At 71.8% G+C, this 21,779-nt stretch carries 25 protein-coding genes and 1 pseudogene; 10 read left to right on the top strand and 16 right to left on the bottom strand.

What is annotated here, in order from left to right:
* Positions 1 to 77 precede the first annotated feature (77 nt).
* The 3 genes from M6G65_RS28085 to M6G65_RS28075 are packed head-to-tail and all read right to left on the bottom strand — an operon-like array spanning position 78 to position 2,044.
* A complete protein-coding gene (locus M6G65_RS28085; protein ID WP_238194566.1) occupies positions 78 to 743 on the bottom strand; it encodes a dihydrofolate reductase family protein in 666 nt (221 codons plus the stop codon).
* On the bottom strand, positions 736 to 1,236 hold the full coding sequence (locus M6G65_RS28080; protein WP_238194565.1) for a VOC family protein: 501 nt from the start codon (positions 1,234 to 1,236) through the stop codon (positions 736 to 738). The genes M6G65_RS28085 and M6G65_RS28080 overlap by 8 nt, the downstream gene beginning before the upstream one ends.
* 16 nt (positions 1,237 to 1,252) lie before the next feature.
* Positions 1,253 to 2,044, bottom strand: a complete 792-nt coding sequence (locus M6G65_RS28075) for a VOC family protein (RefSeq protein WP_238194564.1) — start codon at positions 2,042 to 2,044, stop codon at positions 1,253 to 1,255.
* 129 nt (positions 2,045 to 2,173) lie between these two features.
* Between M6G65_RS28075 and M6G65_RS28070 the strand changes: the two genes are divergently transcribed.
* A complete protein-coding gene (locus M6G65_RS28070; protein WP_238194563.1) occupies positions 2,174 to 2,866 on the top strand; it encodes a winged helix-turn-helix transcriptional regulator in 693 nt (230 codons plus the stop codon).
* A gap of 60 nt (positions 2,867 to 2,926) precedes the next feature.
* Here the strand turns inward: M6G65_RS28070 and M6G65_RS28065 are convergent, their stop codons facing one another.
* From M6G65_RS28065 to M6G65_RS28055, 3 genes are all read right to left on the bottom strand, one after another.
* Positions 2,927 to 3,148, bottom strand: coding sequence for a DUF2934 domain-containing protein (locus M6G65_RS28065; protein WP_238194562.1), 222 nt, complete (start codon positions 3,146 to 3,148; stop codon positions 2,927 to 2,929).
* Between the two features lie 94 nt (positions 3,149 to 3,242).
* Entirely contained in the window at positions 3,243 to 3,413 is a 171-nt protein-coding gene (locus tag M6G65_RS28060) for a DUF3606 domain-containing protein (protein WP_238194561.1), read from the bottom strand.
* Between the two features lie 121 nt (positions 3,414 to 3,534).
* On the bottom strand, positions 3,535 to 4,545 hold the full coding sequence (locus M6G65_RS28055) for a 2-keto-3-deoxygluconate permease (protein WP_283214827.1): 1,011 nt from the start codon (positions 4,543 to 4,545) through the stop codon (positions 3,535 to 3,537).
* 195 nt (positions 4,546 to 4,740) lie between these two features.
* Here M6G65_RS28055 and M6G65_RS28050 point away from each other — a divergent pair, with 195 nt between their 5' ends.
* The 3 genes from M6G65_RS28050 (at position 4,741) to pdxA (ending at position 8,074) form a co-directional block, all read left to right on the top strand.
* Complete coding sequence (locus M6G65_RS28050; protein ID WP_250103150.1) at positions 4,741 to 5,514, top strand: FadR/GntR family transcriptional regulator; 774 nt, start codon at positions 4,741 to 4,743, stop codon at positions 5,512 to 5,514.
* Positions 5,515 to 5,925: 411 nt separating this feature from the next.
* On the top strand, positions 5,926 to 7,017 hold the full coding sequence (locus tag M6G65_RS28045) for a four-carbon acid sugar kinase family protein (RefSeq protein WP_238194559.1): 1,092 nt from the start codon (positions 5,926 to 5,928) through the stop codon (positions 7,015 to 7,017).
* Between the two features lie 31 nt (positions 7,018 to 7,048).
* Positions 7,049 to 8,074 carry a 4-hydroxythreonine-4-phosphate dehydrogenase PdxA gene (gene pdxA, locus M6G65_RS28040; RefSeq protein ID WP_238194558.1) on the top strand — a complete coding sequence of 342 codons (1,026 nt, stop codon included), beginning with the start codon at positions 7,049 to 7,051 and terminating at the stop codon, positions 8,072 to 8,074.
* Between the two features lie 181 nt (positions 8,075 to 8,255).
* On the opposite strand, the gene yidD is transcribed toward pdxA, so the two are convergent.
* Positions 8,256 to 8,594 (bottom strand): membrane protein insertion efficiency factor YidD, encoded by a 339-nt coding sequence (gene yidD, locus M6G65_RS28035; RefSeq protein WP_238194557.1) that lies wholly within the window; start codon positions 8,592 to 8,594, stop codon positions 8,256 to 8,258.
* Positions 8,595 to 8,598: 4 nt separating this feature from the next.
* On the bottom strand, positions 8,599 to 9,042 hold the full coding sequence (locus tag M6G65_RS28030) for an iron-sulfur cluster assembly scaffold protein (protein WP_250103149.1): 444 nt from the start codon (positions 9,040 to 9,042) through the stop codon (positions 8,599 to 8,601).
* A 406-nt stretch (positions 9,043 to 9,448) separates the two neighbouring features.
* Here M6G65_RS28030 and folE point away from each other — a divergent pair, with 406 nt between their 5' ends.
* From folE to M6G65_RS28000, 6 genes are all read left to right on the top strand, one after another.
* Complete coding sequence (gene folE / locus M6G65_RS28025) at positions 9,449 to 10,120, top strand: GTP cyclohydrolase I FolE (RefSeq protein WP_373323664.1); 672 nt, start codon at positions 9,449 to 9,451, stop codon at positions 10,118 to 10,120.
* A gap of 23 nt (positions 10,121 to 10,143) precedes the next feature.
* The gene (gene hisI, locus M6G65_RS28020) at positions 10,144 to 10,566 is read left to right on the top strand and encodes a phosphoribosyl-AMP cyclohydrolase (protein WP_250103148.1); all 423 of its coding nucleotides are present in this window, start codon (positions 10,144 to 10,146) and stop codon (positions 10,564 to 10,566) included.
* Positions 10,563 to 11,546: a patatin-like phospholipase family protein gene (locus M6G65_RS28015; RefSeq protein ID WP_238194553.1), complete on the top strand. Its 984-nt coding sequence runs from the start codon at positions 10,563 to 10,565 to the stop codon at positions 11,544 to 11,546. The genes hisI and M6G65_RS28015 overlap by 4 nt, the downstream gene beginning before the upstream one ends.
* A gap of 331 nt (positions 11,547 to 11,877) precedes the next feature.
* Positions 11,878 to 12,618: an aquaporin Z gene (aqpZ, locus tag M6G65_RS28010; protein ID WP_250104300.1), complete on the top strand. Its 741-nt coding sequence runs from the start codon at positions 11,878 to 11,880 to the stop codon at positions 12,616 to 12,618.
* 719 nt (positions 12,619 to 13,337) lie between these two features.
* Positions 13,338 to 14,402 (top strand): hypothetical protein, encoded by a 1,065-nt coding sequence (locus M6G65_RS28005; RefSeq protein ID WP_250103147.1) that lies wholly within the window; start codon positions 13,338 to 13,340, stop codon positions 14,400 to 14,402.
* 45 nt (positions 14,403 to 14,447) lie between these two features.
* The gene (locus M6G65_RS28000; protein ID WP_238194551.1) at positions 14,448 to 15,551 is read left to right on the top strand and encodes a TAXI family TRAP transporter solute-binding subunit; all 1,104 of its coding nucleotides are present in this window, start codon (positions 14,448 to 14,450) and stop codon (positions 15,549 to 15,551) included.
* Positions 15,552 to 15,558: 7 nt separating this feature from the next.
* Here the strand turns inward: M6G65_RS28000 and phnN are convergent, their stop codons facing one another.
* The 8 genes and pseudogenes from phnN to phnG form a co-directional block, all read right to left on the bottom strand.
* Positions 15,559 to 16,089 carry a phosphonate metabolism protein/1,5-bisphosphokinase (PRPP-forming) PhnN gene (gene phnN, locus M6G65_RS27995; protein WP_238194550.1) on the bottom strand — a complete coding sequence of 177 codons (531 nt, stop codon included), beginning with the start codon at positions 16,087 to 16,089 and terminating at the stop codon, positions 15,559 to 15,561.
* Positions 16,089 to 17,225, bottom strand: a complete 1,137-nt coding sequence (locus tag M6G65_RS27990) for an alpha-D-ribose 1-methylphosphonate 5-triphosphate diphosphatase (RefSeq protein ID WP_238194549.1) — start codon at positions 17,223 to 17,225, stop codon at positions 16,089 to 16,091. The genes phnN and M6G65_RS27990 overlap by 1 nt, the downstream gene beginning before the upstream one ends.
* Positions 17,226 to 17,234: 9 nt before the next feature.
* Positions 17,235 to 17,941, bottom strand: a pseudogene (gene phnL, locus M6G65_RS27985) (phosphonate C-P lyase system protein PhnL).
* A complete protein-coding gene (gene phnK / locus M6G65_RS27980) occupies positions 17,938 to 18,711 on the bottom strand; it encodes a phosphonate C-P lyase system protein PhnK (RefSeq protein ID WP_192706080.1) in 774 nt (257 codons plus the stop codon). Before phnK ends, phnL begins: the two are co-directional and overlap by 4 nt.
* On the bottom strand, positions 18,708 to 19,577 hold the full coding sequence (locus M6G65_RS27975) for an alpha-D-ribose 1-methylphosphonate 5-phosphate C-P-lyase PhnJ (RefSeq protein WP_238194547.1): 870 nt from the start codon (positions 19,575 to 19,577) through the stop codon (positions 18,708 to 18,710). Before M6G65_RS27975 ends, phnK begins: the two co-directional genes overlap by 4 nt.
* Positions 19,574 to 20,680 (bottom strand): carbon-phosphorus lyase complex subunit, encoded by a 1,107-nt coding sequence (locus M6G65_RS27970; RefSeq protein ID WP_250103146.1) that lies wholly within the window; start codon positions 20,678 to 20,680, stop codon positions 19,574 to 19,576. The genes M6G65_RS27975 and M6G65_RS27970 overlap by 4 nt, the downstream gene beginning before the upstream one ends.
* A gap of 3 nt (positions 20,681 to 20,683) precedes the next feature.
* Positions 20,684 to 21,271: a phosphonate C-P lyase system protein PhnH gene (gene phnH / locus M6G65_RS27965; protein ID WP_238194545.1), complete on the bottom strand. Its 588-nt coding sequence runs from the start codon at positions 21,269 to 21,271 to the stop codon at positions 20,684 to 20,686.
* Positions 21,272 to 21,273: 2 nt separating this feature from the next.
* Positions 21,274 to 21,684 carry a phosphonate C-P lyase system protein PhnG gene (gene phnG / locus M6G65_RS27960; RefSeq protein ID WP_238194924.1) on the bottom strand — a complete coding sequence of 137 codons (411 nt, stop codon included), beginning with the start codon at positions 21,682 to 21,684 and terminating at the stop codon, positions 21,274 to 21,276.
* Positions 21,685 to 21,779 lie beyond the last annotated feature (95 nt).

Here is a 21,779-nt window from a genome sequence, read left to right as displayed (position 1 = left end):
GCTTACCAGACCGGACAACGAAGCAAGGGGCGCGCCAGGGAAGCGGCCTCACCCGGCAGGCGCCGTGCGGCGCGGCCTTACCAGCGGCCTTCCGCCTGGCGCTGGCGCAGCGCGCGTTCCTCCGCGCTCGGGGGCTTGGTGGCGAAGCTGCCGGTCTGAACCGCGCCGCCGCGTGCGAAGGACGCGAAGTGCACGCCGTTCGGCGCGTGCGCCTGCTCGATCAGCGTCCACGACCGGGCCGTCTCCGGATCGTCCGCGTACCAGCGTTTGCCGCGGCCGAGCATGACCGGGAAGGTGATCAGCACGATCCGGTCGATGAGCCCTGCCGGGAGTAGAGCCGGGTACAGCAGGCTGCTGCCCTGGATGAGGAGATCGGGACCGTCGCTGTCCTTGAGGCGCGTGACCGCCGCGACCGGATCGCCGACGAGACGCTGGCTGTTGTTCCAGTCCAGCGCCCGGTCGGACGACGTCACGACATGCTTGCGCACGGCATTGAAGGTCGCCCCGATTGGCTGGTCGCCGTTGTGCGGCCAGTAGGCGGCGAAGATCTCGTAGGTCCGCCGCCCGAGCAGCAATTCGTACGCGCCCGCGAGCAGCCGACTCATCGGCCCGTCGAGGGACTCGTCGAAGTACGGGAAGGTCCAGCCGCCGTGCCGGAACCCGGTCTGGTCCTCCTCAGGCCCGCCCGGTGCCTGGATCACGCCATCGAGCGACTGGAACAGGGAGCCGGTGATCTCACGCATCGGCAGAGCCTCCGCGCAGGGCCGCTTCGATCTGGGTGATGTCGATCTTGCGCATGGTCATCATCGCCTCGAACGCGCGCCGCGCCGCGGCCCGGTCGGGAGCGCTGTTGGCGCGCAGGAGCGCCCGCGGCGTGATCTGCCACGAGAAGCCCCAGCGGTCCCGGCACCAGCCGCACTGGCTCTCCTCCCCGCCGCTGCCCACGATGGCGTCCCAGTAGCGGTCGGTCTCCGCCTGATCCTCGGTCAGCACCATGAAGCTGACCGCCTGGTTGGCCCTGAAGGCGGGGCCGCCGTTCAGGCCGACGAACGGACGGCCGAGCACGGTGAACGCGACCGTGAGTTCGGCGCCCGCGGACCCACCCGGGAAATCCGACGGGGCGTTCATGGGGGCGCCGACATGGCTGTCCGGGAAGGTCTCGGCGTAGAATTCCGCGGCCCTGCGGGCCTCGCCGTGGTCGAACCACAGGCAGGTCGTCAGCTTGTCGCCGGTCATCGCGGGTCGCTCCCCTTCACGCTGCGTTGCGCGGGCCGGCGAGGCCGAGCCTGTTGCCCGCCGGATCGGCGATGTTGGCCGAGTAGCTGCCGCCGGGGATCGGGCCGGGCCCCTGGAGCACCGTGCCGCCACTGTCCCGCACCGTCGCGAGCGCGGCATCGATGTCGGCGACGTGGATGTACCAGTTCCACCGTGCCGGCGCGCCGGTCGCCGCGCTCGACATCACCGCGCCGGGGCGCAGGTCGCCCCGCCCGATGAAGGCGTACTCGCCCATCGCGCCCATCGGCATGGCGCCGAGCTTCTCCCAGCCGAACAGCGCGCCGTAGAACGCGAAGGCGCCCGCGGGATCGGGGGTGGCGAGTTCGATCCAGACGCCGTGGCCGAGGGTCGGCTGCGTCCCGAGCGGCACCGGCCCGAAGGCCCGGCTCTCCCCGGGATCGGTCGCCGCCAGGAGCGCGAAGACCACGTCCTGCGGGTCGCTGACCATCGCGAAGCGGCCGACATGGGGGATGTCGACCGGTCCGAACCGGACCCGGCCGCCGAGTTCCACCACCCGCCCGGCGGCGGCGTCGACGTCGCGGGTGGCGAGATAGACCGCCCATCCGGGGAAGCCCGGCGCCTCCGGCGTCGTCTGCCGGATCCCCGCCACGGGGTGGCCGTCGGCCGCGCCGATCCGGTATCCGCCGTGCTCGGGCATGGGCGACGGCGCGACGTGCCAGCCGGCGACCGCCTCGTAGAAGGCCTGAGCCGCATCCGGATCGCCGGCGTTCAGCTCGAACCAAACGGGCGTCCCCTCGGAAATGGGCATCGGGCGCATTCCTCCGTGTGAGTGGGCACGTTGGCCCGGCGCGGCGCGTTTCTCGCGGCGATTTGTGTGGCGGCGACTCGTCCGGCCCCGCTTTGCGCAGGCTGGCAGTCTCGGTTACACAAAGCAACCATGCAGTCAGAAAAAATAACTGACGTCGGACCGAGCCCGCGGGAGCGCCGCTACGACGATGCCTGCGGCACCGCCCTGGCCCTCGAATTCATCGGCGAGCGCTGGTCGCTGCTGATCATGCGCGAGCTCGTGTTCGGCCCGCGCCGCTTCGGCGAGATCCGGGCGAACCTCCCGGGCCTCAGCGCCAACGTGCTGACCCAGCGCCTGGAGAGCCTCGAGGAGGCCGGCATCGTCCTGCGCTACCGGCTGCCGTCGCCCGCCAGCGTCCAGGTCTACGACCTGACCGAGTGGGGCCGCGAGGCCGCGCCGCTGATGCGCGCCATGGGGCGCTGGGCGGCGCGCTCGCCGCGGCACGACCGGAGCCTGTTCATGTCGGCGGCCTCGGCCATGATGTCGCTCCAGGCGCTGGTCGATCCGAAGCGCGCCGCGTCGCTGGCCGTGTCGGCCGCGTTTCACTTCCCCGGCGAGGACTTCGTCGCGACGGTCGAGGGCGGCGAGGTCCAGGTGCGCCGCGGTGTCATGGACGCCCCCGATCTCGCCTTCACGGGCGATACGCGGGCGCTGCGCCGGACGATCTACGGCAAGGCGCCCCTCGTCCGGGACGGGGCCGGCGGCACGCTCGCCTTCGCGGGCGAGGCCGATCTCGCGCGCGCCTTCGTCGACCTGTTCACGCTGCCTGCCAAGACCGCCTGAGCGGCGGCGCGAGCCGGTCCTCCCGGGCCGAGACCGGCCTGCGCCTCGTCGGACCGCGCTCTAGCTCGGTGGCGGGTCGGATTCAGCGGGCGGCGTGTCGGTGGTCTTCTGGCGCTCGCGCTCCTTGCGCAGCTCCCGTTCGGCCAGGAGCCAGAACTCGATCTCGAATCCCTCGGGCCGGTGATTGCGCTCCCACAATTCGTAGGCGCGCTCGCGGATCTGCTCGAAAGTGATGGCATCCGGCGCCCGGGGCGGCGGAGGCGCATGCGGGGAATCGGGCACAGGCGATGACCCGGGGGCTGAGGCGGGCGCCCCGGGGCCGAAGCCCCCGGGGACGGATGAAGGTCGGGCTTCACGTCGTCGCCGCCAGCGGCGATCAGGGGGCCGGCCTGTCGAGATAGGCGGCCACGCTGGTAATCCGGCTGCCCACCATGGTGACGGCCTTGCGCAGCCGCTCCTCGCTCACCCCGAACCGCTGGGCCCAGGCCTCGCGCACGGTCCGGTCGTAGATGTCGATATGGGTCTTGCCTCGCGCTTCAGTGGACATGCTGTGCCCGCTCCGGTCTGTCGGTGCGCCGCGGCTGTGCCGGGCTGTCTGCCGAGACAACCGGACGTCCCCGAATTCGGTTGCTGCCCCGGCGCGCGGCCGGGGCCTGTCCGTCGCGGGGTCAGTGCGCCGTCGTCACCGGCTGCGGGACCGGGTCCAGCAGCGGCTCGGCCTCCGGCGCCTCCTGCCGGACCCGGGCGGCCACGAAGGCGGTCAGCAGCGGCACCAGCAGGGCGGTGACCACGACGCTCGCCGCGACCAGCACCGTCGCGGGCCCGGCGGCGTCCGCGTAGGCCGGGTTGGCGGCCGCGATGATGGCCGGCACGGCGGCGGCGTTGCCGGCCGTCGAGGCGGCGGCGACGCCCGCCACGCCGTTGCCGCCGGTGAGCCGGTCGGCGACGAACAGGACCGCCCCCGTCACGACGACGACGGCCGCGCCCAGCCCGATGCCGAGCAGGCCCGCCTGCCAGATCTTGGCGAGGTCGAGCCCGAAGCCGAGGGCGAAGGCGAAGAACGGGATCATCACCGGCGCGGCGCCCGACAGGAAGGCGCGCATGTCGCGGTCGAGGTTGCCCAGCACCATGCCGATGAGCAGCGGCAGGATGCTGCCCACCAGCGTCGGCCACGGGAAGGCGGAGAGGCCCGCCAGCCCCAGCGTCACCATGGTCAGGAACGGGCCGGATTCGAGGCTCATGATCGCGTAGGCGCCCGCATCCTTCGGGCGGCCGAACTGGCCCATCAGGGCGAGGTAGAGCCCGCCATTGGTGTCGTTCATGGCGGCCACGATCGCCAGCGTCGAGATGCCCGCGAAGGCGCCGCTGAGGACCGGGGCCTCGCCGAGGAAGTGCCCGACCACCACGCCCATGAGCGCCGCCACGCCGACCTTGGCGGCCAGCAGCACCCCGCCCTTGCGGGCGATCGCCGGGGTGGCGCGGAAGTCGATGCCCGCGCCCATGCAGACGAAGAACACGGCGAGGATCGGGAGCGCCCCGTTGAACAGGGCGCCGGTGAACGAGCCGAAGAAGGTCGCGGTGTTCGGGAAGAGCGTGTGGAGGATCGCCCCGAGGAACAGCGGCACGACCATCAAGCCGCCGGGGACGCGCTCCAGCGAGCGCTTGATCGGAATCTGCATGGGTCGTCCTCCGGTGTGGCCTCTGTCCCGGGCCTGACACCCGCAAGTCCCCCCGGCCGCCTGCTACAACCTTTCGACAAGTGCGTGCAACACGTCGCTTCGGACGTCGCTCGGCCGGTGTCCTTGTCGACAAATCGTTGACAAGCGTGCGGCTTCCACGCTGACTTGGCCGCGCGCGGACGGAGGTGCTTCGGGATGTCGTCAGCCCTGCCCGACGGAGCGGAGGCCTCCGATCCGGCATCCCGTCCCGTCACGGTGCCGGTGCGGCCGACCGCCCCGGCCGACGGCATCTACCGCGCGATCCTCGCGGGCATCGCCAACGGTACCTACGCGGCCCATGCCCGCCTGCACGGCGAGCACGACCTCGCGCGTCATTTCCGGGTGTCGCGCCCGGTGGTGCGGGCGGCCCTCGACCGGCTGCGCCGGGAGGGTGCCATCGTCTCGCGACAGGGGGCGGGCAGCTTCGTCCGGCCGCGCGGGGCGAGTCCCGCGCCGGGCTTCGCGCCGGTGGAGAGCATCGCCGACATCCAGCGCTGCTACGAGTTCCGCCTGACGATCGAGCCGGACGCCGCCGGCCACGCCGCGGCCCGGCGCGACGCGACCGCCCTGGCCCGGATCGAGGCCGCCCTCGACCTTCTCACCGTCGCCACCCGTCAGGAGCAGCATCGGGAGGACGCGGATTTCGCCTTCCACCACGCGGTCGCGACAGCCGCGAACAACCATTATTTCGCGGCCTCCCTGCAGGCGCTGCAATCGCACATCGCGGTCGGCATGAAGATCCACGGACTCGCCCTGCTCGGCCCGAATTCCGGTTTGCGCGGGGTGCTGGAGGAGCACCGCGGGATCTTCGCGGCGATCCGCGACGGCGATGCCGAGGCCGCCCGCGCCCGCATGGACGCCCATATCCGCCGCTCGCGCGACCGCCTGTTCGAGGGGCGGCTCCTCGACCTGTCGATGTCGCCGCCTTGAGTGTCCGGCGCGCCGGCGGCTTCCGACAGATCACCCCGTCATTCCGGAGCCGCGGAGCGGAGCCCGGAATCCAGACCCGCTGTCGGTGCCAGGATTGGCCGCGTCGGCGGGTCTGGATTCCGGGCCCTGCTTCGCAGTCCCGGAAAGACGGCGCGGGTTGATCGCCCCCATTCCAGTGGACACATCGGCACGCCGGGCCCTCCGCGCCCTTCCTTGACCGGCGGCGCGAGTCGGGCGTATCCGGCGGACAGCTTCACAACAAGTCAGGGCTGTGCCCACCGCGAGGATCCTCAGGATGCGTGCCGAAGCCGGCGCTGCTGTCATCGGACCGGCCGGCGATCCGGCCGCCGACTGCAAGGACCGGCACAGGTGCGGCTCCGGCCCCGCCGCCGTGAACGCCTCTCGCGCATCATGACCCGCCTTCGCCTCATCGCCGACGACCTGACCGGCACCCTCGACACGGCGGCCGGCTTCACCGGCCTGTGCGGGCCGATCCCGGTGGCGTGGCCGGAGATCCTGCCCGCCGAGGCGCCCGGCTGCCTGGCGATCGATTCCGGGACCCGCGAGCTGTCGGAGGAGGCTGCCGCCGGGATCGTCGGCGGCCTCGCGCCCCGGCTGCGCGACGCCGACATCGCCTTCAAGAAAGTCGACAGCCTGCTCCGCGGCCCCTGGGCGGCGGAACTCGCCGCCGTGATGCGCCTCGGGGCCTGGGATCGCTGCATCGTCGCGCCGGCCTTCCCCTATCAGGGCCGCCGCACGGAGAATGGGCGCCAGCTCGCCCGGCGGGACGGTGGCTGGGCGCCGGTCTCCGACGACATCGCCGAGGCGCTGCGGGCGGTCGGGCTGCCGGCGCGGCGGGCCTCCGTCGCCGACGGGTCGGTTCCGGGCGTCGCGGTCTACGACGCGGACAGCGACGCCGATCTGGCGCGGGTGGCGGAGCTCGGCCGGGACGGCGCGGTGCTGTGGTGCGGCAGCGGCGGCCTCGCGGCGGCCCTGGCGCGCGGCGTCGCAGCCCCGAGCGACGCGCGTCTCACCGGCCCGGTGCTCGGCCTGTTCGGCTCCGACCGGGCCGAGACCGCCGCGCAGCTCGCGGCCTGCGGCGGGCACCATCTCATCCTGTCACCGGACCACCCGGACCAAGCCGGCGCCGTGCGAACGCGCCTCGACCGGGACGGCGCCGTCCTGGCGAGCCTCGCCCTACCTGACGGCACTGCCCGGGAAGACGCGGCAGCGCGGATCGCCGCCGCCTTCGCGGGCGTGATCGACCGGATGCCGAAGCCCGGAACCCTGCTGGTCGCCGGCGGCGAGACCCTGAAGGCGCTGTGCCTCGCGCTCCGGGTCGAGCGCCTGGACGTCACCGGCCAGATCACCCCGGGGCTGCCGCGCTCGACCCTGCGGGGCGGCCGCTGGGACGGGCTCGCGGTGGTGTCGAAATCGGGCGCCTTCGGAACGGAGGGCGTCTGGCGCGATCTACTTCACGAGAACGGCCTCAGACCGGCCTGACGCCCGACTTGACGACCGACAGGAGCGACCCGTGACGCAACATCTGGCCATCACCATGGGCGACCCGGCCGGCATCGGCCCGGAGATCATCGTCAAGGCCGCGGCCCGCCTGAAGGACCGGATCGCGGCCGGCGACCTGAAGCTGATGGTCATCGGCAGCGCCCCGGCGCTGCGCCGGGCGGAGGCGGCGCTGAACCTCTTGCCGGAGCAGATCCCCGAGGTCGCCGAGGACGGCGACTGGCCGGCCCTGTGCTGCCTCCAGGCGGATGCCGAGGGCGCGCCGATCGAGCCGGGCCGGCTCTCGGCCGATGGCGGGCGCTTCGCCTACAAAGCGATCGAGGCCGGGGTGCGCCTCGCCATGGCCGGCAAGATCGGCGGCATCGTCACGGCGCCGCTGAACAAGGAGGCGCTCAACAAGGCCGGCTACCATTATGCTGGCCATACCGAGATGCTGGCGGAGCTGACCGGCGTGCGCGGCTCGGTAATGATGCTGGCCCACGGCAACATGCGGGTCTCCCACGTCACCACCCACGTGGCGCTGGAGGACGTGCCGAAGCGCCTGACCCCGGAGCGCCTGCGCCTCGTCATCGACCTCACCGACAAGGCCCTGAAGGGGCTCGGCCTCGCCAAGCCCAAGATCGCGGTGGCGGCGCTCAACCCCCATGCCGGCGAGGGCGGCCTGTTCGGGCGCCAGGACATCGATGTCAGCACCCCGGTGATCGAGACGGCCAACACCGACGGGCTCGACATCCACGGGCCGGTGCCGGGCGATACGGTGTTCGTGAAGCTGCGCGCCGGCCAGTACGACGCGGTGATCGCCATGTACCACGATCAGGGGCACATCCCGGTGAAGCTGCTCGGCTTCGAGATCGACCCGGCGACCGGCAAGTGGATGGACCTGTCGGGGGTGAACATCACCCTGGGCCTGCCGATCATCCGCACCTCGGTCGATCACGGCACCGCCTTCGACATCGCCGGCACGGGCGTCGCCAACGAGCGCAGCCTGATCGAGGCGATCGAGTTCGCGGAACGGCTCGCCGCCAACCGGGTGGCGTGAGGCGACGGGCCGTCATCCCGGGGCCGCGAAGCGGAGCCCGGGATCCAGACCCGCCGACGTGGCAAGGTGTGGCACCGGGGGAGGCTCTGGATTCCGGGCTCGCCTTCGGCGCCCCGGGATGACGGCGGGGATCAACGAACAGGCCGCCTGTTTCACGTGAAACAAAACAGGAACGGACCGGTCAGCGCGCTTCCGCCCGGCCATCCTCCTCCACCGCCTCGCACGCGAAGGGCGAGGGCGGCGCCTCGACGCCGCGCCAGCGGGCGTAGCGCCACGGGCGGTACCAGGCCGAACCGTCCGGCAGCCGCTCCGGCACGAGGTCGATGCCATGGGTACCGAGCGGGCCGCAGCGGCAGATCCGCGCGAAGCCCATCCAGCCGCCGGGCCAGAGCCCGTGCCGGATGATCGCCGTGTCGGTGTACTCGGAGCAGCTCGGCCAGTGCCGGCACTGGCGGCCGATCAGCCCGGACAGCGTGAGCTGGTAGCCGCGGATCAGCCCGTGCGCGGCGCGCCGGATCACGCGCTCACGCGGCTTGGCGCTTGGCGGCGATCTGGTCGAGGGCGTCGACCACGGCGTCGAAGGTCAGGAGCGTCGAGGCGTGGCGCGCCTTGAACTCCCGCACCGGCTCCAGCACCGCGAGATCCGCCCAGGCGCCGTCGGGGGCCGGGCCGTTCTCCTTGAGCATCGCCCGCATGGCCGCGCGCACGCCGCGCAGCTCGTCCGCGCTGGCGCCGACCACGTGCCGGCCCATCAGCGACGAGGAGGCCTGACCGAGGGCGCAGGCGCGGACCTCGTGGGCGAAATCCGCCACCCGTCCGTCCTCGCCCAGCACGAGATCGACCGTCACGGTCGAGCCGCACAGGCGGGAATGCGCCGTGGCGCTGGCATCGGGGCTCTCCAGCCGGCCGAGCCGGGGGATGTCGGCGGCGAGTTCCAGGATACGGCGGTTGTAGATGTCGCCGAGCATCGGATCCTCGGCCGGGTGCGCGGAGAGCGGCGCAGAGCCCTCGGGACTCTGCCGCGCGACTCGCGCATTGCCTGCGCATTGCGTGTTGCCCCGCGAACGATGATATAGGCCCCTCACGGCCGCTTCGCGAGGAGGCGCGTCGCCGACCAGGGTCGCGCCCACGGCCGGGGTGAGCCCAGGCTCTCTTCCAACCGGGGCGCCGGCTTGAAACCTTTTTCGAGCCCGGGATCTTCCCTCAAACGCCCGACGCGATCCGACGATGTACGCCAAGCCCGACAGCACCCCGATGAAGTCCCGCATCGCGCGGGCCGGAGATGCCATGGATGCCGCGCTCAAATCCTTGTCCTATCAGGGCGACGGCCAGGGTTTCGACGGGAACGGGATCAACGGGCAAGGTCTGAACGGCATGCGCAATGACAATCGGCCGGCCGATGACGGCCGCTCCGTGGAGATCGCCCCGGAGCCGGCCTCCGCGACCCGCGTGCCCGACGGGATCGAGACCGGCCGCCCGAGCCGTGCCGAGGCCGAGGCCGCCGTGCGCACGCTCCTGCGCTGGGCCGGCGACGACCCGACCCGGGAAGGCCTGCGCGACACGCCGGCCCGGGTGACCAAGGCTTATGAGCAGCTGTTCGGCGGCTACGGCGTCAATGCCGAGGCGCTGCTCGAACGCGTCTTCGAGGAGGTCGAGGGCTACTCGGACATCGTGCTGGTGCGCGACATCCCGTTCCACTCCCACTGCGAGCACCACATGGTGCCGTTCATGGGCCTCGCCCACATTGCCTACTACCCGACCAAGGGCGTGGTCGGCCTGTCGAAGCTCGCCCGGGTGGTCGACACCTTCGCCCGCCGCCTGCAGACGCAGGAGACCATGACGGCGCAGATCGCCGACGTGATCGAGAGCATCCTCAAGCCCCGCGGCGTCGCCGTGATGGTGGAGGCCGAGCATCTCTGCATGGCGATGCGCGGCGTCCAGAAGGCCGGCGTCTCGACGATCACCAGCCAGTTCCGCGGCGTGTTCAAGGACGACGCCAACGAGCAGGTCCGCTTCCTGACCCTGGTGCGCGGAGGCGCCAAGTAACCTCCCGGACGATCCTCGGCGCCATGACCGGCAGCGACAGCGCGTTCGATCCCCCCGGCACCCGCGCCGAGATCGAGGAGGGCACGGCCCTCACCCCCCGCTTCGACCGGGACGGGCTCGTCGCCTGCATCGCGGTCGACGCCGAGGATGGCCGCGTCCTGATGCTCGCCCATATGAACGCCGAGTCGCTGGCGCGCACGCTCGAGACCGGCGAAGCCTGGTACTGGTCGCGCTCCCGGCAGGAACTCTGGCACAAGGGCGCCACCAGCGGGCAGATCCAGCGTGTCGCCGAGATGCGGGTCGATTGCGACCAGGATGCCCTGCTGATCCGCGTCGCGGTCGGCGGCGACGGCGGCTGCTGCCACACCGGCCGGCGGGACTGCTTCTACCGCAGCGTCGAGCGCGCGCCGGACGGCCGCGTCGTCCTGAAGGACGACCGGCGATGAGCCGGCCCCTTGCCACCCGGTGGCAAGGCGAATCGGCCGAGTCGCTGTTCCTCCCCGGCACCGTCGAGCCGGTCCGGCCGCCGCCGAGCGCCGGTCCGCGGATCGGGCTCGCCCTGGGTGGCGGCTCGGCCCGGGGCTGGGCCCATATCGGGGTGATCCGGGCGCTCGAGGAGGCCGGCCTGACGCCGACCGTGGTGGCGGGCTGCTCCATCGGCGCGGTGGTCGGCGCCTGCTACGCGGCCGGGCGGCTCGACCGGCTCGAGGCCTTCGCGCGGGCGCTGACCCGACGCCGGGTGGTCGGGCTGATCGACCCGCGGCTGCCGGGCTCCGGCCTGATCGCCGGCAACCGCCTGCGCCAGCGCCTCGCCGCCGATCTCGGCGAGCGCCGGATCGAGAGCCTGCCGGTCCGCTTCGGCTGCGTCGCCACCGAGTACGGCACCGGCCACGAGGTCAGCCTGACCGAGGGGCCGGCGGTGGATGCGGTGCGCGCCTCCTACGCGATCCCCGGCCTGTTCCCCCCGGTCGCCCATGACGGACGGGTGCTGATGGACGGGACGCTGGTCAACCCGGTGCCGGTGGCTCTGGCCCGGTCGCTCGGGGCGGATCTGGTGATCTGCGTGAACCTCAACGGCGACACCGGCGGCCCGGTCGTGCGCGAGGCACCGGAGCCGGCCCCGCGCCGGGGCTTCCTGCGGGTGGTGCGCGGGCGCCTGCCGGGCTTCGACCGGGCCGAGCCCGAGATCGCCGTGCCGGGCATCGCCCGGGTGGTGCTCGACGCGTTCAACATCACCCAGGACCGGATCTCCCGGGCGCGGCTGGAGCGCGACCCGCCGGACGTGGCCATTGGTCCGGACGTGGCCGGCTTCGGCCTGTTCGACTTCCATCGCGCTGCCGAGGGGATCGCGCTGGGTCACCGGGCCGCCCGGGCGGCGCTGCCGCGGATCCGGGCCGTGCTGGAGGGGGCGGCGGCACGGGCGTGAGCGGCGGACGCTCCATCGTGATCAGGGTCGCAGAGACCGCCTTCTCGACGCGGCACTTCTCCCTTCGCTTCGGGCAATCCATCCTCCGCCAGCGGACAGAGATTTATCTTCGAATACGATCTTTCATCGACTTTTTTGACAATTTATACTGTATTAAAAATAACCGACGACCTCATGATTGCGCATGATTTTGCGACATGCAACCATCGCGCACTGCGTCAGCAAAATGTCCGTAGCTGACGCAGGAAAGTCACCCTCGCGACGCGCCAAGAACCCTTTCGCAACCTGCTTCATGAGTGCCTCGCGGGCCTACGCGGCGGGAGGTATCGGCATGGATCATGATACGATGCGCCGGGCGACGGCCGAGTTCTTCGGCACGTTCTGGCTCACCTTTGGCGGCTGCGGCGCCGCCGTCTTGTCGGCCGCGTTCCCCGAACTCGGGATCGGTTTCCTGGGTGTCGCGCTCGCCTTCGGTCTCACGGTGCTCACGATGGCGTACGCCGTGGGCCACATCTCAGGCGGCCACTTCAATCCTGCCGTGACGCTTGGGCTCTGGTCGGGCCATCGGTGCGCGACGCGGCACGTTCTGCCCTATATCGGCGCCCAGGTGATCGGTGCCATTCTCGCCGCAGGAGTCCTTTACAGTATCGCCTCCGGCAAGGCGGGCTGGATTCCGAACGGCTTCGCGTCCAACGGCTATGGCGAGCTCAGCCCCGGCAAGTACGGACTTGCAGCCTGCCTGATCACTGAGTTTCTGACGACATTCTTCTTCCTGTTCATCATCATCGGCACGACGTCGAAGGGCGCCGCGGTGGGATTTGCCGGGATCCCGATCGGCTTCGCCCTGGTGCTGATCCATCTCGTCTCGATCCCGGTGACCAACACCTCGGTCAATCCGGCGCGCAGCACCGGACCGGCCCTGATCGCGGGCGGCGATTACCTTGGTCAGCTCTGGCTGTTCTGGCTGGCACCGGTCGTGGGCGCGATGGCGGCGGGGGCCTTGGCCCGGTGGCTGTATGAACCCGCGGATATCGCCGAGACGACCGTGGTCGAGAAGCAGGCCGCCGTCTGAGCGCAGCTCTCCTCCGGACGAGGGCGACCCGGATCGGCGCCGTGCATCCCAGCGGCCTCACAACGGCTGCAACAGGTGGTCCCGCGGCCGGCCAGCGGACCTTCGAAGACCCGCCTCGGGCCGTGAGCAGCCCGGGCCGCGAGACGCCGCGCCGGAATTTCAGGGCGCGGCGACCGCGACCGCGCTCACATTCCGCCAGCCCGCCCTCCCTCGGCGACGATGCGGCGCGCGACGCCGCAGACCTCTTCGTGCCCATCCGTCACGAAGCGGACGGTCTATTATTTTGCCGAATACCGTAGCCAAAATTGATCAAAGCCACCCTGGAACAGATTTTTCCACCTACTGATCACAAATCACTCGCGTGCTTCTCTGAAGTTTCGCTGACAAGAGTGGCCCACATTCAGGCGGCCTTCCGCTCGACCGCCTGAAGCATGCGACCCGGCTTCGCGGCACACCCCTCGCGCAAGCCGACGACCGCGACTGGCCGAACGACCCGGCGTCGTGAAGAGTAGAGATGGGGCCGTCCGTGACTGTGAACCGGACCTGATCCCTGCGACGTGACACAGTCGCGTACCCTAATCACTTTCAAATCAACTGATTTCGTCACCGATTTCCGCGATCAAACCCACGAGTCTAACCGATATTAATTGACGCTGACGGATCAGCACTGTACTCGACGCCATACATAACGGAGTAGCGCCCGATAAGGAGTGCATCCGATGGAAACGTTTTGCCGAAATAGGGCGGGATACGCGCCGACTCTGGCAGCACTCGCGTCGATCGCCTGCTTCGCGCCGCCGGCCTCTGCACAGAACTCGGGCGGCAAGCCTCCTGCCGACGCCGCCGCGCCGGGCAGCGCAAGCGATGCGGATCCCGCGCGGGGCAAGACGGCGGATCTGTTCGTGGCCACGCACGATGTATCCGGAAAGCTCGGTACTCCGCTTCCGCTGGATGTCAGGCTTGTCCGCGTGGGTGCGATCTCCATCGAGGCCATCCACCTGCTCGGCCTGCCCCGAGGCGTGACGATCAGCGACTCCACCAACACCTTCTCGCCATCCGACGACAAGCGGGAGGTGGACATCAGCGCGTGGGATCTTCCGAATATTCAGATCACCCAGACCGACGGGCGTGAGAGCAGCTTTCCGCTCGCCGTCGCGGCGATCTGGACGCCGGAGCCCGGTGGGCAGGTCGATGTTGCGACGAGCCTCCTCAACGTCAATTTCCTCCCCAACGATCCTGACCGGCCCGTGACCGCCGGTGACGGGCCGCGCGGCCCTGATTCGCCACCGGCACCCACGCGCGGCGCGCCGTCGGCCACCCCGGTGATTGCCAAGGCCGCGGTGCCCGATGCAGCGGTCGCGACCGCAGGCGTCGGCGTACCGCCGGCCAGCGGCACGCCGGCCGAGACCATTGCGGCGATCGATCGCCCGGCGCCGCCGGCCGTCGCCGAGAGGCGGCCGGCCGCCGAGGGCGCGTCCGGGCGGCTCGCGCATCCCCCGGGAACCACCCAGCCGACGCCGCAGGTCGACCCGCTGGTGGAGCGCGCCAGGGGCCTGATCCGGCGCGGCGACATCAGCGGCGCCCGACTGCTGCTGGAGCGTGCACAGGCGCGCAACGCCGCGGACGCGACCTTCCTCCTGGCCCAGACCTGGGACCCGGCCATGCTGCGGCGCTGGAACGTGCGCGGCCTGCGGGCCGATCCGGATCTCGCCCGAAGCCTGTACGCGAAGGCCGCGGGTCAGACCCCGACGGACGAGCGGCTGCTCGCCGCGACGGGCCGCTGACCCCGCGCCCTGACCACAATCCGACGATCACCGAGGGACACGCACATGCCGAGGCTTGCCCGATACGCTGCCCTTCTCGGGCTCGCCCTGATGGCGTCCGGCCCCGCCGCGGCCGCCCCCGACACCACGCCTCCCGATAGCGGCCCGGCAACGGAGGCCGCCCTCGGCGACCGCATGAACGCCAACACCGTGACGGTGGTGACCGGCACGCCCGGCGGAACCTATTTCCGCGTCGGTGCCGATCTCGCCTTCGTGCTGGACGACGGCGACAAGCTGCGGGTCCTGCCGATCCTCGGCAAGGGGGCGGGTGAGAACGCCTACGACATCCGCTTCCTGAAAGGCGTGGATCTCGGCTTCGTCCGCACCGACACGCTGGAGCAGCTTCGGCAGGACAAGCGGCTCAAGAACATCGAGCGGCACATCCAGTTCATCGCCAAGCTGTTCGATGACGAACTCCACGTCATCGCGCCCAAAGAGGTCCGGACAGTCAGCGATCTGGCCGGCAAGCGGGTCAGCTTCGACGTCAAGGGTAGCGGCACCGATTACAGCGGCAGGGCCATGTTCCGCGAACTCGGTGTGACCGTGGAGGCGATCAACGTCGACCAGCCGACCGCCCTCGAGATGCTGCGCAAGGGCGAGATCGCGGCCGTCGTGTCGGTGGCGGCGAAGCCCGTGGCCTTCATCGCGGGCTTCGATCCGGGGGACCGCTTCCACTTCGTGAAGGCGCCCTACCCGGACACGATGAACGAGGCCTACATCCCCGCGGCCCTGACCCGGGCCGATTACCCGAAGCTCGTGGCCGACGAAGCGGTGGAGACCGTCGCGGTGGGCACGGTCCTCGGCGTCTACAACAGTCCGCGGGGCTCGGCGCGCTACGACAAGCTCGTCCGCTTCGTCGACGCCTTCTTCGGCCAGTTCGACAAGTTCCTGGCCCCGCAGCGGCATCCCAAATGGCGCGAGGTCAACCTCGCGGCCTCGGTGAACGGCTGGACGCGCTTCCGGCCCGCGCAGGACTGGCTCGATCGCCACCGGGAGCAGGAGGCCGCCGACCAGCCGGATCTCGACCGGTTCTTCCAGTCACAGCCCAACCGGAAGGCCGGGAAGGAAGAGATCTACCAAGCCTATCTGAAATGGCGGCAGGGCCAGTGATCGCCGCTCAACAGCCGCGCAGGTGCGCCACCAGGCGCGCCGCGCCCTCCTCCGGCGCCCCTGTGTTGAGGATCCGCATATCCGGCTCGACCTGCCCCTCCCGCGCCAGGCGCGCGGCGAGGTCGCCGTCCTCCGCCCGGCCGCGGGCCGCGAGGCGCTGCGCCAGAATCTTGGGAGGCGCGGTGATCTCGACCACGCTCACAGGCGGGCCAGCCGCCCGGGCCTCGGCCACGATGCGGCGCGAGACGTTGCAGACCACCACGTGCCCGTCCGCCGCGAGCCGGCCCGCCGCCTCCGGCAGGGCGTAGCCGAGGCCGTGGGCGCGCCAGCTCAGGGTGAACCGGCCCGCCGCGCAGCCCTCCGCGAAGGCGGCCTCGTCGATCTGGTCGTTGTCCTCGTCGGCCGAGGGCGGCCGCGTCACGAGGCGGCGCGGGAAGACGTAGCGCGGATCGTCGGCCAGAGCCTCGCGGGCCAGCCGGATCAGCGTGTCCTTGCCGGCCCCGCTCGGGCCGACCACGAGAACGAGGCAGCCCGGCATCAGGCGACCCGCGCCCCGGCGCGCCAGACCGCGCGGACCACCGGCACGCCCTCGGCCCGCTGCACCCGCACGAGATCGGCCCGGAGGCCGGCCTGCAGGGCGCCGCGGTCGGTCAGGCCGGTGGCCCGGGCCGGGTTCGCCGTGACGGTGGCGAGCGCCTCCGGCAGGGTGATGGCGGGGACCTGCTCGGGCAGCAGGAAGGCCGCCATCAGCAGGCTGGCCGGCACGTAATCCGACGACAGGATGTCGAGACGCCCGGCCTCGGCCAGGGCGGCGGCGGCGACGTTGCCCGAATGCGAGCCGCCGCGGATCAGGTTCGGCGCACCCATCATCACGGTGATCCCGTGCCGGTGGGCGGACTCGGCCGCCTCCAGGGTGGTGGGGAACTCGGCGAGCTGCACCCCCTCGCCGACCGCGAGATCGACATCCGCCAGGGTGGTGTCGTCGTGGCTCGCCAGCGGGATCCCCATCTCGCGGGCGAACTGGACGAGCGCCGGGCGGTTCTTGGCGTTCAGCGCCCGGCCGTCGCGGATCTTGCGCTCGGTGTTGGCGCGGATCTCCTCCATGGGCCGCCCGCCGCGAGTGGCGTAGGTGTAGTACTTCTCCATGTCGCGGAACTGCCGCTGGCCCGGGGTGTGATCCATCAGCGAGATCAGGCCCACGGGATAGCGGGCCGTGAAGGTCGCCACCGTGTCGAGCACGTCGGTGGAGGGCAGCTCGCAGCGCAGATGCGTGAAGTGCTCGGCCCGGAACAGGTCGCCGGCCCGGGCGGTGGCGATGGCGCCGGCGAGCTGCTCCAGCTCGGAGCCGAGGCCGCTGCCGTCCGGATCGCTGCCGGCGCGCAGCGAATCGAACACCGTGGTGATGCCCGAGGCGGTGATCTGCGCGTCGTAGGCGAGCACCGCGCCGAGCGGGTGCCAGCGGACCTTGGGGCGCGGCGCGTAGTGGCTCTCCAGATGGTCGGTGTGCAGCTCGATCAGCCCGGGGATCAGGTAATCGCCGGCGCAATCGAGGCCGCGCGCGGGCGCCCGGCCCTCGCCGATCTCGGCGATCGCCCCGTCGGAGACGGCGAGCCAGCCGCGCTGCACCCGGTCGGGCAGGACCAGGGTGGCGTTCTCGAGGATCAGGTCGTCCATCTTTGTTCCTCAGGCTGCCCGGGCTTGCGGCGCGAAGCGGGTGACATCGACCACCCGGGTCGCCACAGCGTCGCGCATCTCGCTGTCGTGGAAGATGCCGAGCACGCCGGCCCCGGCCTGGAGCTTCTCGCGAACGAGGTCGGCGACCACGGCGCGGTTCTGGGCGTCCAGGGAGGCGGTCGGCTCGTCGAGCAGCAGCAGCGGCCGGTCGGCGATCAGGCCCCGGGCGATGTTGACCCGCTGCTGCTCGCCCCCGAGAAGGTCGCGGGCGGCAGGCCCCAGAGCCGCTCGGGCAGGTTCAGCCGGGCGAGCAGGTCCTTGGCGCGGGCCTGCGCCGTCTCGGCGTCGAGCCCGCCCTCGCGGCCGGCGGCCTCGACCACGTCGAGGGCCGAGACCCGCGGGATCACCCGCAGGAACTGCGACACGTAGGCGATCACCCGCGCCCGCAGCGCCAGCACCACCCGCGGATCGGCCCGGACCACGTCGACGCTCGTGTCGCCGTCGCGGACCCGAATGGCACCCGCGTCGCAGCGGTAATTGCCGTAGGCCATCTTGAGGAGCGAGGACTTGCCCGCCCCCGATGGGCCGCCGAGCACCACGCACTCGCCGGGCTCCACGGTGAAGCTGACGTCGCCCACCACCGGCAGCACGATGCCGCCGCGCAGGTGCAGGGTGAAGCTCTTGGCGACGTCCTCGAAGGTCAGAAGCGCGGTCATGCGGCGAGCACCGAAGAGACGAGGAGCTGGGTGTAGGCGTGCTCGGGATCGTCGAGCACCCGGTCGGTCAGGCCGGTCTCGATGACCCGGCCGGCCCGCATCACGGCGATCCGGTGCGAGAGCAGCCGCGCCACCGCGAGGTCGTGGGTCACGATGATCACCGCGAGCCCGAGCTCCGCCGAGAGGCGCCGGATCAGGTCGAGGAGCCGGGCCTGGACCGAGACGTCGAGGCCGGAGGTCGGCTCGTCCATCAGCACGAGGCGCGGCCCCGTGACGAGGTTGCGGGCGATCTGGAGCCGCTGGCGCATGCCGCCGGAGAACTGGCTCGGCGGGTCGTCGACGCGACCGGCCTCGATCTCGACCCGGCCGAGCCAGTCCAGCGCCTGGCCGCGGATCCGGCCGTAATGGCGCTCGCCCATCCCCATCAGCCGCTCGCCGACATTGCCGCCGGCCGAGACCGCCATGCGCAGGCCCTGGCGCGCGTCCTGGCGGACGAAGCCCCAGTCGGTGCGCATCAGCCGGCGCAGCTCGGCGGGCCCGAGATCGGCGAGGCTGCGGGTCCGCCCGTCACGCATCCGGTAGCGGACCTCGCCGGAATCGGGCGCCAGCTCGCCGGCGAGCAGCGACAGGAGCGTCGACTTGCCGGAGCCCGACTCGCCCACGATGGCGAGCACCTCGCCCTCGGTGACGTCGAGATCGATCCCCGCGCAGGCGAGGCGGTTGCCATAGGCCTTGGTCAGGCCGTGGGCGGAGAGGAGTGGCGCGCTCATCGGGCCGCCTCCGCCACGCGGGTCTCGCAGATGTCGGTGTCGGAGCAGATGAACATCCGGCCTCCGGAATCGTCGGTGACCACCTCGTCGAGGTAGTGGCCGCTTGCCCCGCACAGGGCACAGGATTGGGTGAATTCCTGCACGCGGAACGGGTGATCCTCGAAATCGAGGCTGCGCACCCGCGTGTAGGGCGGCACCGCGTAGATCCGCCGCTCGCGGCCCGCGCCGAAGAGCTGGAGCGCCGGGCAATCGTCCATCTTCGGGTTGTCGAATTTCGGCGTCGGCGACGGGTCCATCACGTAGCGGCCGGCGACCTCCACCGGATACGCGTAGGTGGTGGCGATGTGGCCGTGCCGGCTGATGTCCTCGTAGAGCTTCACGTGCATGGCGCCGTACTCGGCCAGCGCGTGGAGCTGGCGCGTCTCGGTCTCGCGCGGTTCGAGGAAGCGCAGGGGCTCGGGGATCGGCACCTGATAGACCAGGGTCTGGCCCTCGGCGAGCGGCGTCTCGGGGATGCGGTGGCGAGTCTGGATGATGGTCGCCTCGGTGGTGCGGGTGGTGGTCGCCACCCCGGAGGTCCGGGCGAAGAAGCGGCGGATCGAGACCGCGTTGGTGGTGTCGTCGGCCCCCTGGTCGATCACCTTGAGCACGTCCGATTGCCCGAGGATCGCGGCCGTGACCTGCACGCCGCCGGTGCCCCAACCGTAGGGCATCGGCATCTCGCGGGAGGCGAAGGGCACCTGGTAGCCCGGCACCGCGATCGCCTTGAGGATGGCCCGGCGGATCATCCGCTTCGTGCCCTCGTCGAGATAGGCGAAGTTGTAGCCCGGTTCGCTCTCCGGGCGCTGTGCGATCGCGGCGCTCATTCCGCGGCCTCCTGCATCTCGACGGACTCGGATGTCTGCTCGAACTCGGCACGCAGGCGCCGGACCAGCTCCAGCTCGGCCTGGAAGTCGACGTAGTGGGGCAGCTTCAGGTGCTCGGCGAAGCCGGTCGCCTGGAGGCTGTCGCAATGCGCCAGGACGAACTCCTGGTCCTGGGCCGGGCTCGCCACCGGCTCGCCGAGCTCCTCGGCGCGGAGCGCCCGGTCGACCAGGGCCATCGCCATGGCCTTGCGCTCGCTCTGCCCGAAGCTCAGCCCGTAGCCGCGGGTGAACTGGGGCGGCGCCGCGCGCGAGCCCTTGAACTGGTTGACCATCTGGCACTCGGTGAGCCGCACCCGGCCGAGCGGCACCGCGAAGCCCAGCTCCTCGGGCACGAACTCGACCGCGACCTCGCCGACCCGGATCTCGCCCACGAACGGGTGGGTGCGGCCGTAGCCGCGCTGGGTCGAGTAGCCGAGGCTCAGGATGAAGCCCTCGTCGCCCCGCGCCAGCGCCTGGAGCCGCAGCGCCCGGTCGGCCGGGTAATCCACCGGCTCGCGGGTGAGGTCACCCGCGGGCGCGCCGTCATCCGGGGGCGAGGGCTCGATCAGGCCGTCCTGCGCCAGCAGGTCGGTGACCCGCGGGCAGGTGCCGGCATCGGCCCGCGGCTCGGCCTCGGCCGCGGGCTCGACATCCGCCTCGGCGGCCAGGGCGAAGTCGATCAGCCGGTGGGTGTAGTCGAAGGTCGGCCCGAGCACCTGGCCGCCCGGAAGATCCTTGAAGGTGGCGGAGATCCGGCGCTCCACCGCCATCGCGCCGGTCTCCAGCGGCACGGAGGCGCCGAACCGGGGCAGCGTCGTCCGGTAGGCGCGGACCAGGAACACCGCCTCGACCACGTCGCCGCGGGCCTGCTTGAGGGCCAGAGCCGCGAGGTCGGGATCGTAGAGCGAGCCCTCGGTCATCACCCGGTCGACCAGCAGCGCCATCTGCGCGCGGATCTGCGCGACGGACAGTTCCGGCACGGCCGGGTCGCCGCGGCGCGCTTCGGCGAGGAGCCGGTGGGCATTGTCGATGGCGGCCTCGCCGCCCTTCACGGCCACGTACATGGCTCAAGCCTCCGTCACGACGGTGGAGCGCGGCAGGCCGGCGACCTGGCCCGGAGCGGTGAGGATCAGGTCGACGCCGAGGGGAAAGTCGGCGCGGTTCTCGGCGAGCTGGCCGACGAAGCCGGCCGGCAGGGGCGTCAGAGCCATGCGGGCGCTCCCCGCGATGCCGGGACCGGTCAGGTGCAGCCCCGCCCCCGACGTGATGGCGTCGAGGGCGAGAATCAGGGTGGTCGAGGTGTCGGGATAGGCCGGCGTACCCGGCGCGAAGCGGCCGAGCGGCGGGCAACGCGCGGGCTCGCGGACCAGCGCGAAGGCGGCCCGGGCCGGGTCGTCGGTGAGCGGCGCTCCGGTGTGGAAGCGCAGATACGCGGCGACCTCCGGCGCGTCGGCGAGGGCGGCGTCGAGCCAGACCGGCGTGTCGGCGTCGGTCAGCGCCAGGGCGACGGCGGCGAGTTCCGGCGTCAGCGGCGCGGGCGGCGTGAGGCCGGCGTCGAGCGGCCGGATTCGGCCGGGCCGGGCGAGCGCGTCCATCACTGCGCGGAACGCCGCCTGCGCATCGTGGACGGGATCGGCGAAGCCGGGTGCGAGCATGCTCAATCCTCCCCGCGGGCGAGGGTCAGGAAGTCGACCCGGGTCGCGGCCGTGCGCCGGGCCGCCTGCGCGCGGGACGCCTCGACCCGCCGGGCGGCAGGCTCCAGGGCCGCCTCGACCCGGGCGCGCCGGGCCGGGTCCTGCCAGAGGGCATCGAGGATCGCGGCGAGCCGCGCCTTCGTGCGGTCGCGACCGAGATGGTAGGCAAAGCCGGCCGGGCCGTCCGCGAGGCGGATCGCGGCCCGGGTCACGCTGACCTCGCCGAGATTGAACGGGCGCCCGTCGCCGCCGATCCGGCCGGTCGCCATCACCAGGCCGGTCTCGGGCGGCCGCAGATCCGCGCTGGCCGGGCTGTCGAGCGCCGACAGGGCCGCCTCCAGATCGGCGCGGCTCGCCTCGGCGCAGAGCGCCATCACGGCCCGGCGCGCCGCGCCATCGCCGCCGGATTCCGGATCCCTCGGGTTCGTCGTCACCGCGACTCCCTCCATCGCTCGGTTGTATAGGTGTA

It is taken from the genome of Methylobacterium tardum, assembly GCF_023546765.1.
GTDB classification, from domain to species: Bacteria; Pseudomonadota; Alphaproteobacteria; order Rhizobiales; family Beijerinckiaceae; genus Methylobacterium; species Methylobacterium tardum.
This window is presented reverse-complemented; position numbering and strand designations above follow the sequence as displayed.

Coding starts and splice junctions, on each gene's coding strand:
- M6G65_RS28080 (WP_238194565.1), bottom strand. CDS start 1,236: ATGACCGGCGACAAGCTGACGACCTGCCTGTGGTTCGACCACGGCGAG.
- M6G65_RS27975 (WP_238194547.1), bottom strand. CDS start 19,577: ATGAGCGCCGCGATCGCACAGCGCCCGGAGAGCGAACCGGGCTACAAC.
- M6G65_RS28050 (WP_250103150.1), top strand. CDS start 4,741: ATGTCGTCAGCCCTGCCCGACGGAGCGGAGGCCTCCGATCCGGCATCC.
- M6G65_RS28060 (WP_238194561.1), bottom strand. CDS start 3,413: ATGTCCACTGAAGCGCGAGGCAAGACCCATATCGACATCTACGACCGG.
- M6G65_RS28030 (WP_250103149.1), bottom strand. CDS start 9,042: ATGCTCGGCGACATCTACAACCGCCGTATCCTGGAACTCGCCGCCGAC.
- phnK (WP_192706080.1), bottom strand. CDS start 18,711: ATGAGCGCGCCACTCCTCTCCGCCCACGGCCTGACCAAGGCCTATGGC.
- M6G65_RS27970 (WP_250103146.1), bottom strand. CDS start 20,680: ATGTACGTGGCCGTGAAGGGCGGCGAGGCCGCCATCGACAATGCCCAC.
- phnG (WP_238194924.1), bottom strand. CDS start 21,684: ATGGCGCTCTGCGCCGAGGCGAGCCGCGCCGATCTGGAGGCGGCCCTG.
- M6G65_RS28005 (WP_250103147.1), top strand. CDS start 13,338: ATGGAAACGTTTTGCCGAAATAGGGCGGGATACGCGCCGACTCTGGCA.
- hisI (WP_250103148.1), top strand. CDS start 10,144: ATGACCGGCAGCGACAGCGCGTTCGATCCCCCCGGCACCCGCGCCGAG.
- folE (WP_373323664.1), top strand. CDS start 9,449: ATGCGCAATGACAATCGGCCGGCCGATGACGGCCGCTCCGTGGAGATC.
- M6G65_RS28015 (WP_238194553.1), top strand. CDS start 10,563: ATGAGCCGGCCCCTTGCCACCCGGTGGCAAGGCGAATCGGCCGAGTCG.
- aqpZ (WP_250104300.1), top strand. CDS start 11,878: ATGGATCATGATACGATGCGCCGGGCGACGGCCGAGTTCTTCGGCACG.
- M6G65_RS28070 (WP_238194563.1), top strand. CDS start 2,174: ATGCAGTCAGAAAAAATAACTGACGTCGGACCGAGCCCGCGGGAGCGC.
- phnN (WP_238194550.1), bottom strand. CDS start 16,089: ATGCCGGGCTGCCTCGTTCTCGTGGTCGGCCCGAGCGGGGCCGGCAAG.
- M6G65_RS27990 (WP_238194549.1), bottom strand. CDS start 17,225: ATGGACGACCTGATCCTCGAGAACGCCACCCTGGTCCTGCCCGACCGG.
- phnH (WP_238194545.1), bottom strand. CDS start 21,271: ATGCTCGCACCCGGCTTCGCCGATCCCGTCCACGATGCGCAGGCGGCG.
- M6G65_RS28085 (WP_238194566.1), bottom strand. CDS start 743: ATGCGTGAGATCACCGGCTCCCTGTTCCAGTCGCTCGATGGCGTGATC.
- M6G65_RS28055 (WP_283214827.1), bottom strand. CDS start 4,545: ATGCAGATTCCGATCAAGCGCTCGCTGGAGCGCGTCCCCGGCGGCTTG.
- M6G65_RS28000 (WP_238194551.1), top strand. CDS start 14,448: ATGCCGAGGCTTGCCCGATACGCTGCCCTTCTCGGGCTCGCCCTGATG.
- M6G65_RS28075 (WP_238194564.1), bottom strand. CDS start 2,044: ATGCCCATTTCCGAGGGGACGCCCGTTTGGTTCGAGCTGAACGCCGGC.
- M6G65_RS28045 (WP_238194559.1), top strand. CDS start 5,926: ATGACCCGCCTTCGCCTCATCGCCGACGACCTGACCGGCACCCTCGAC.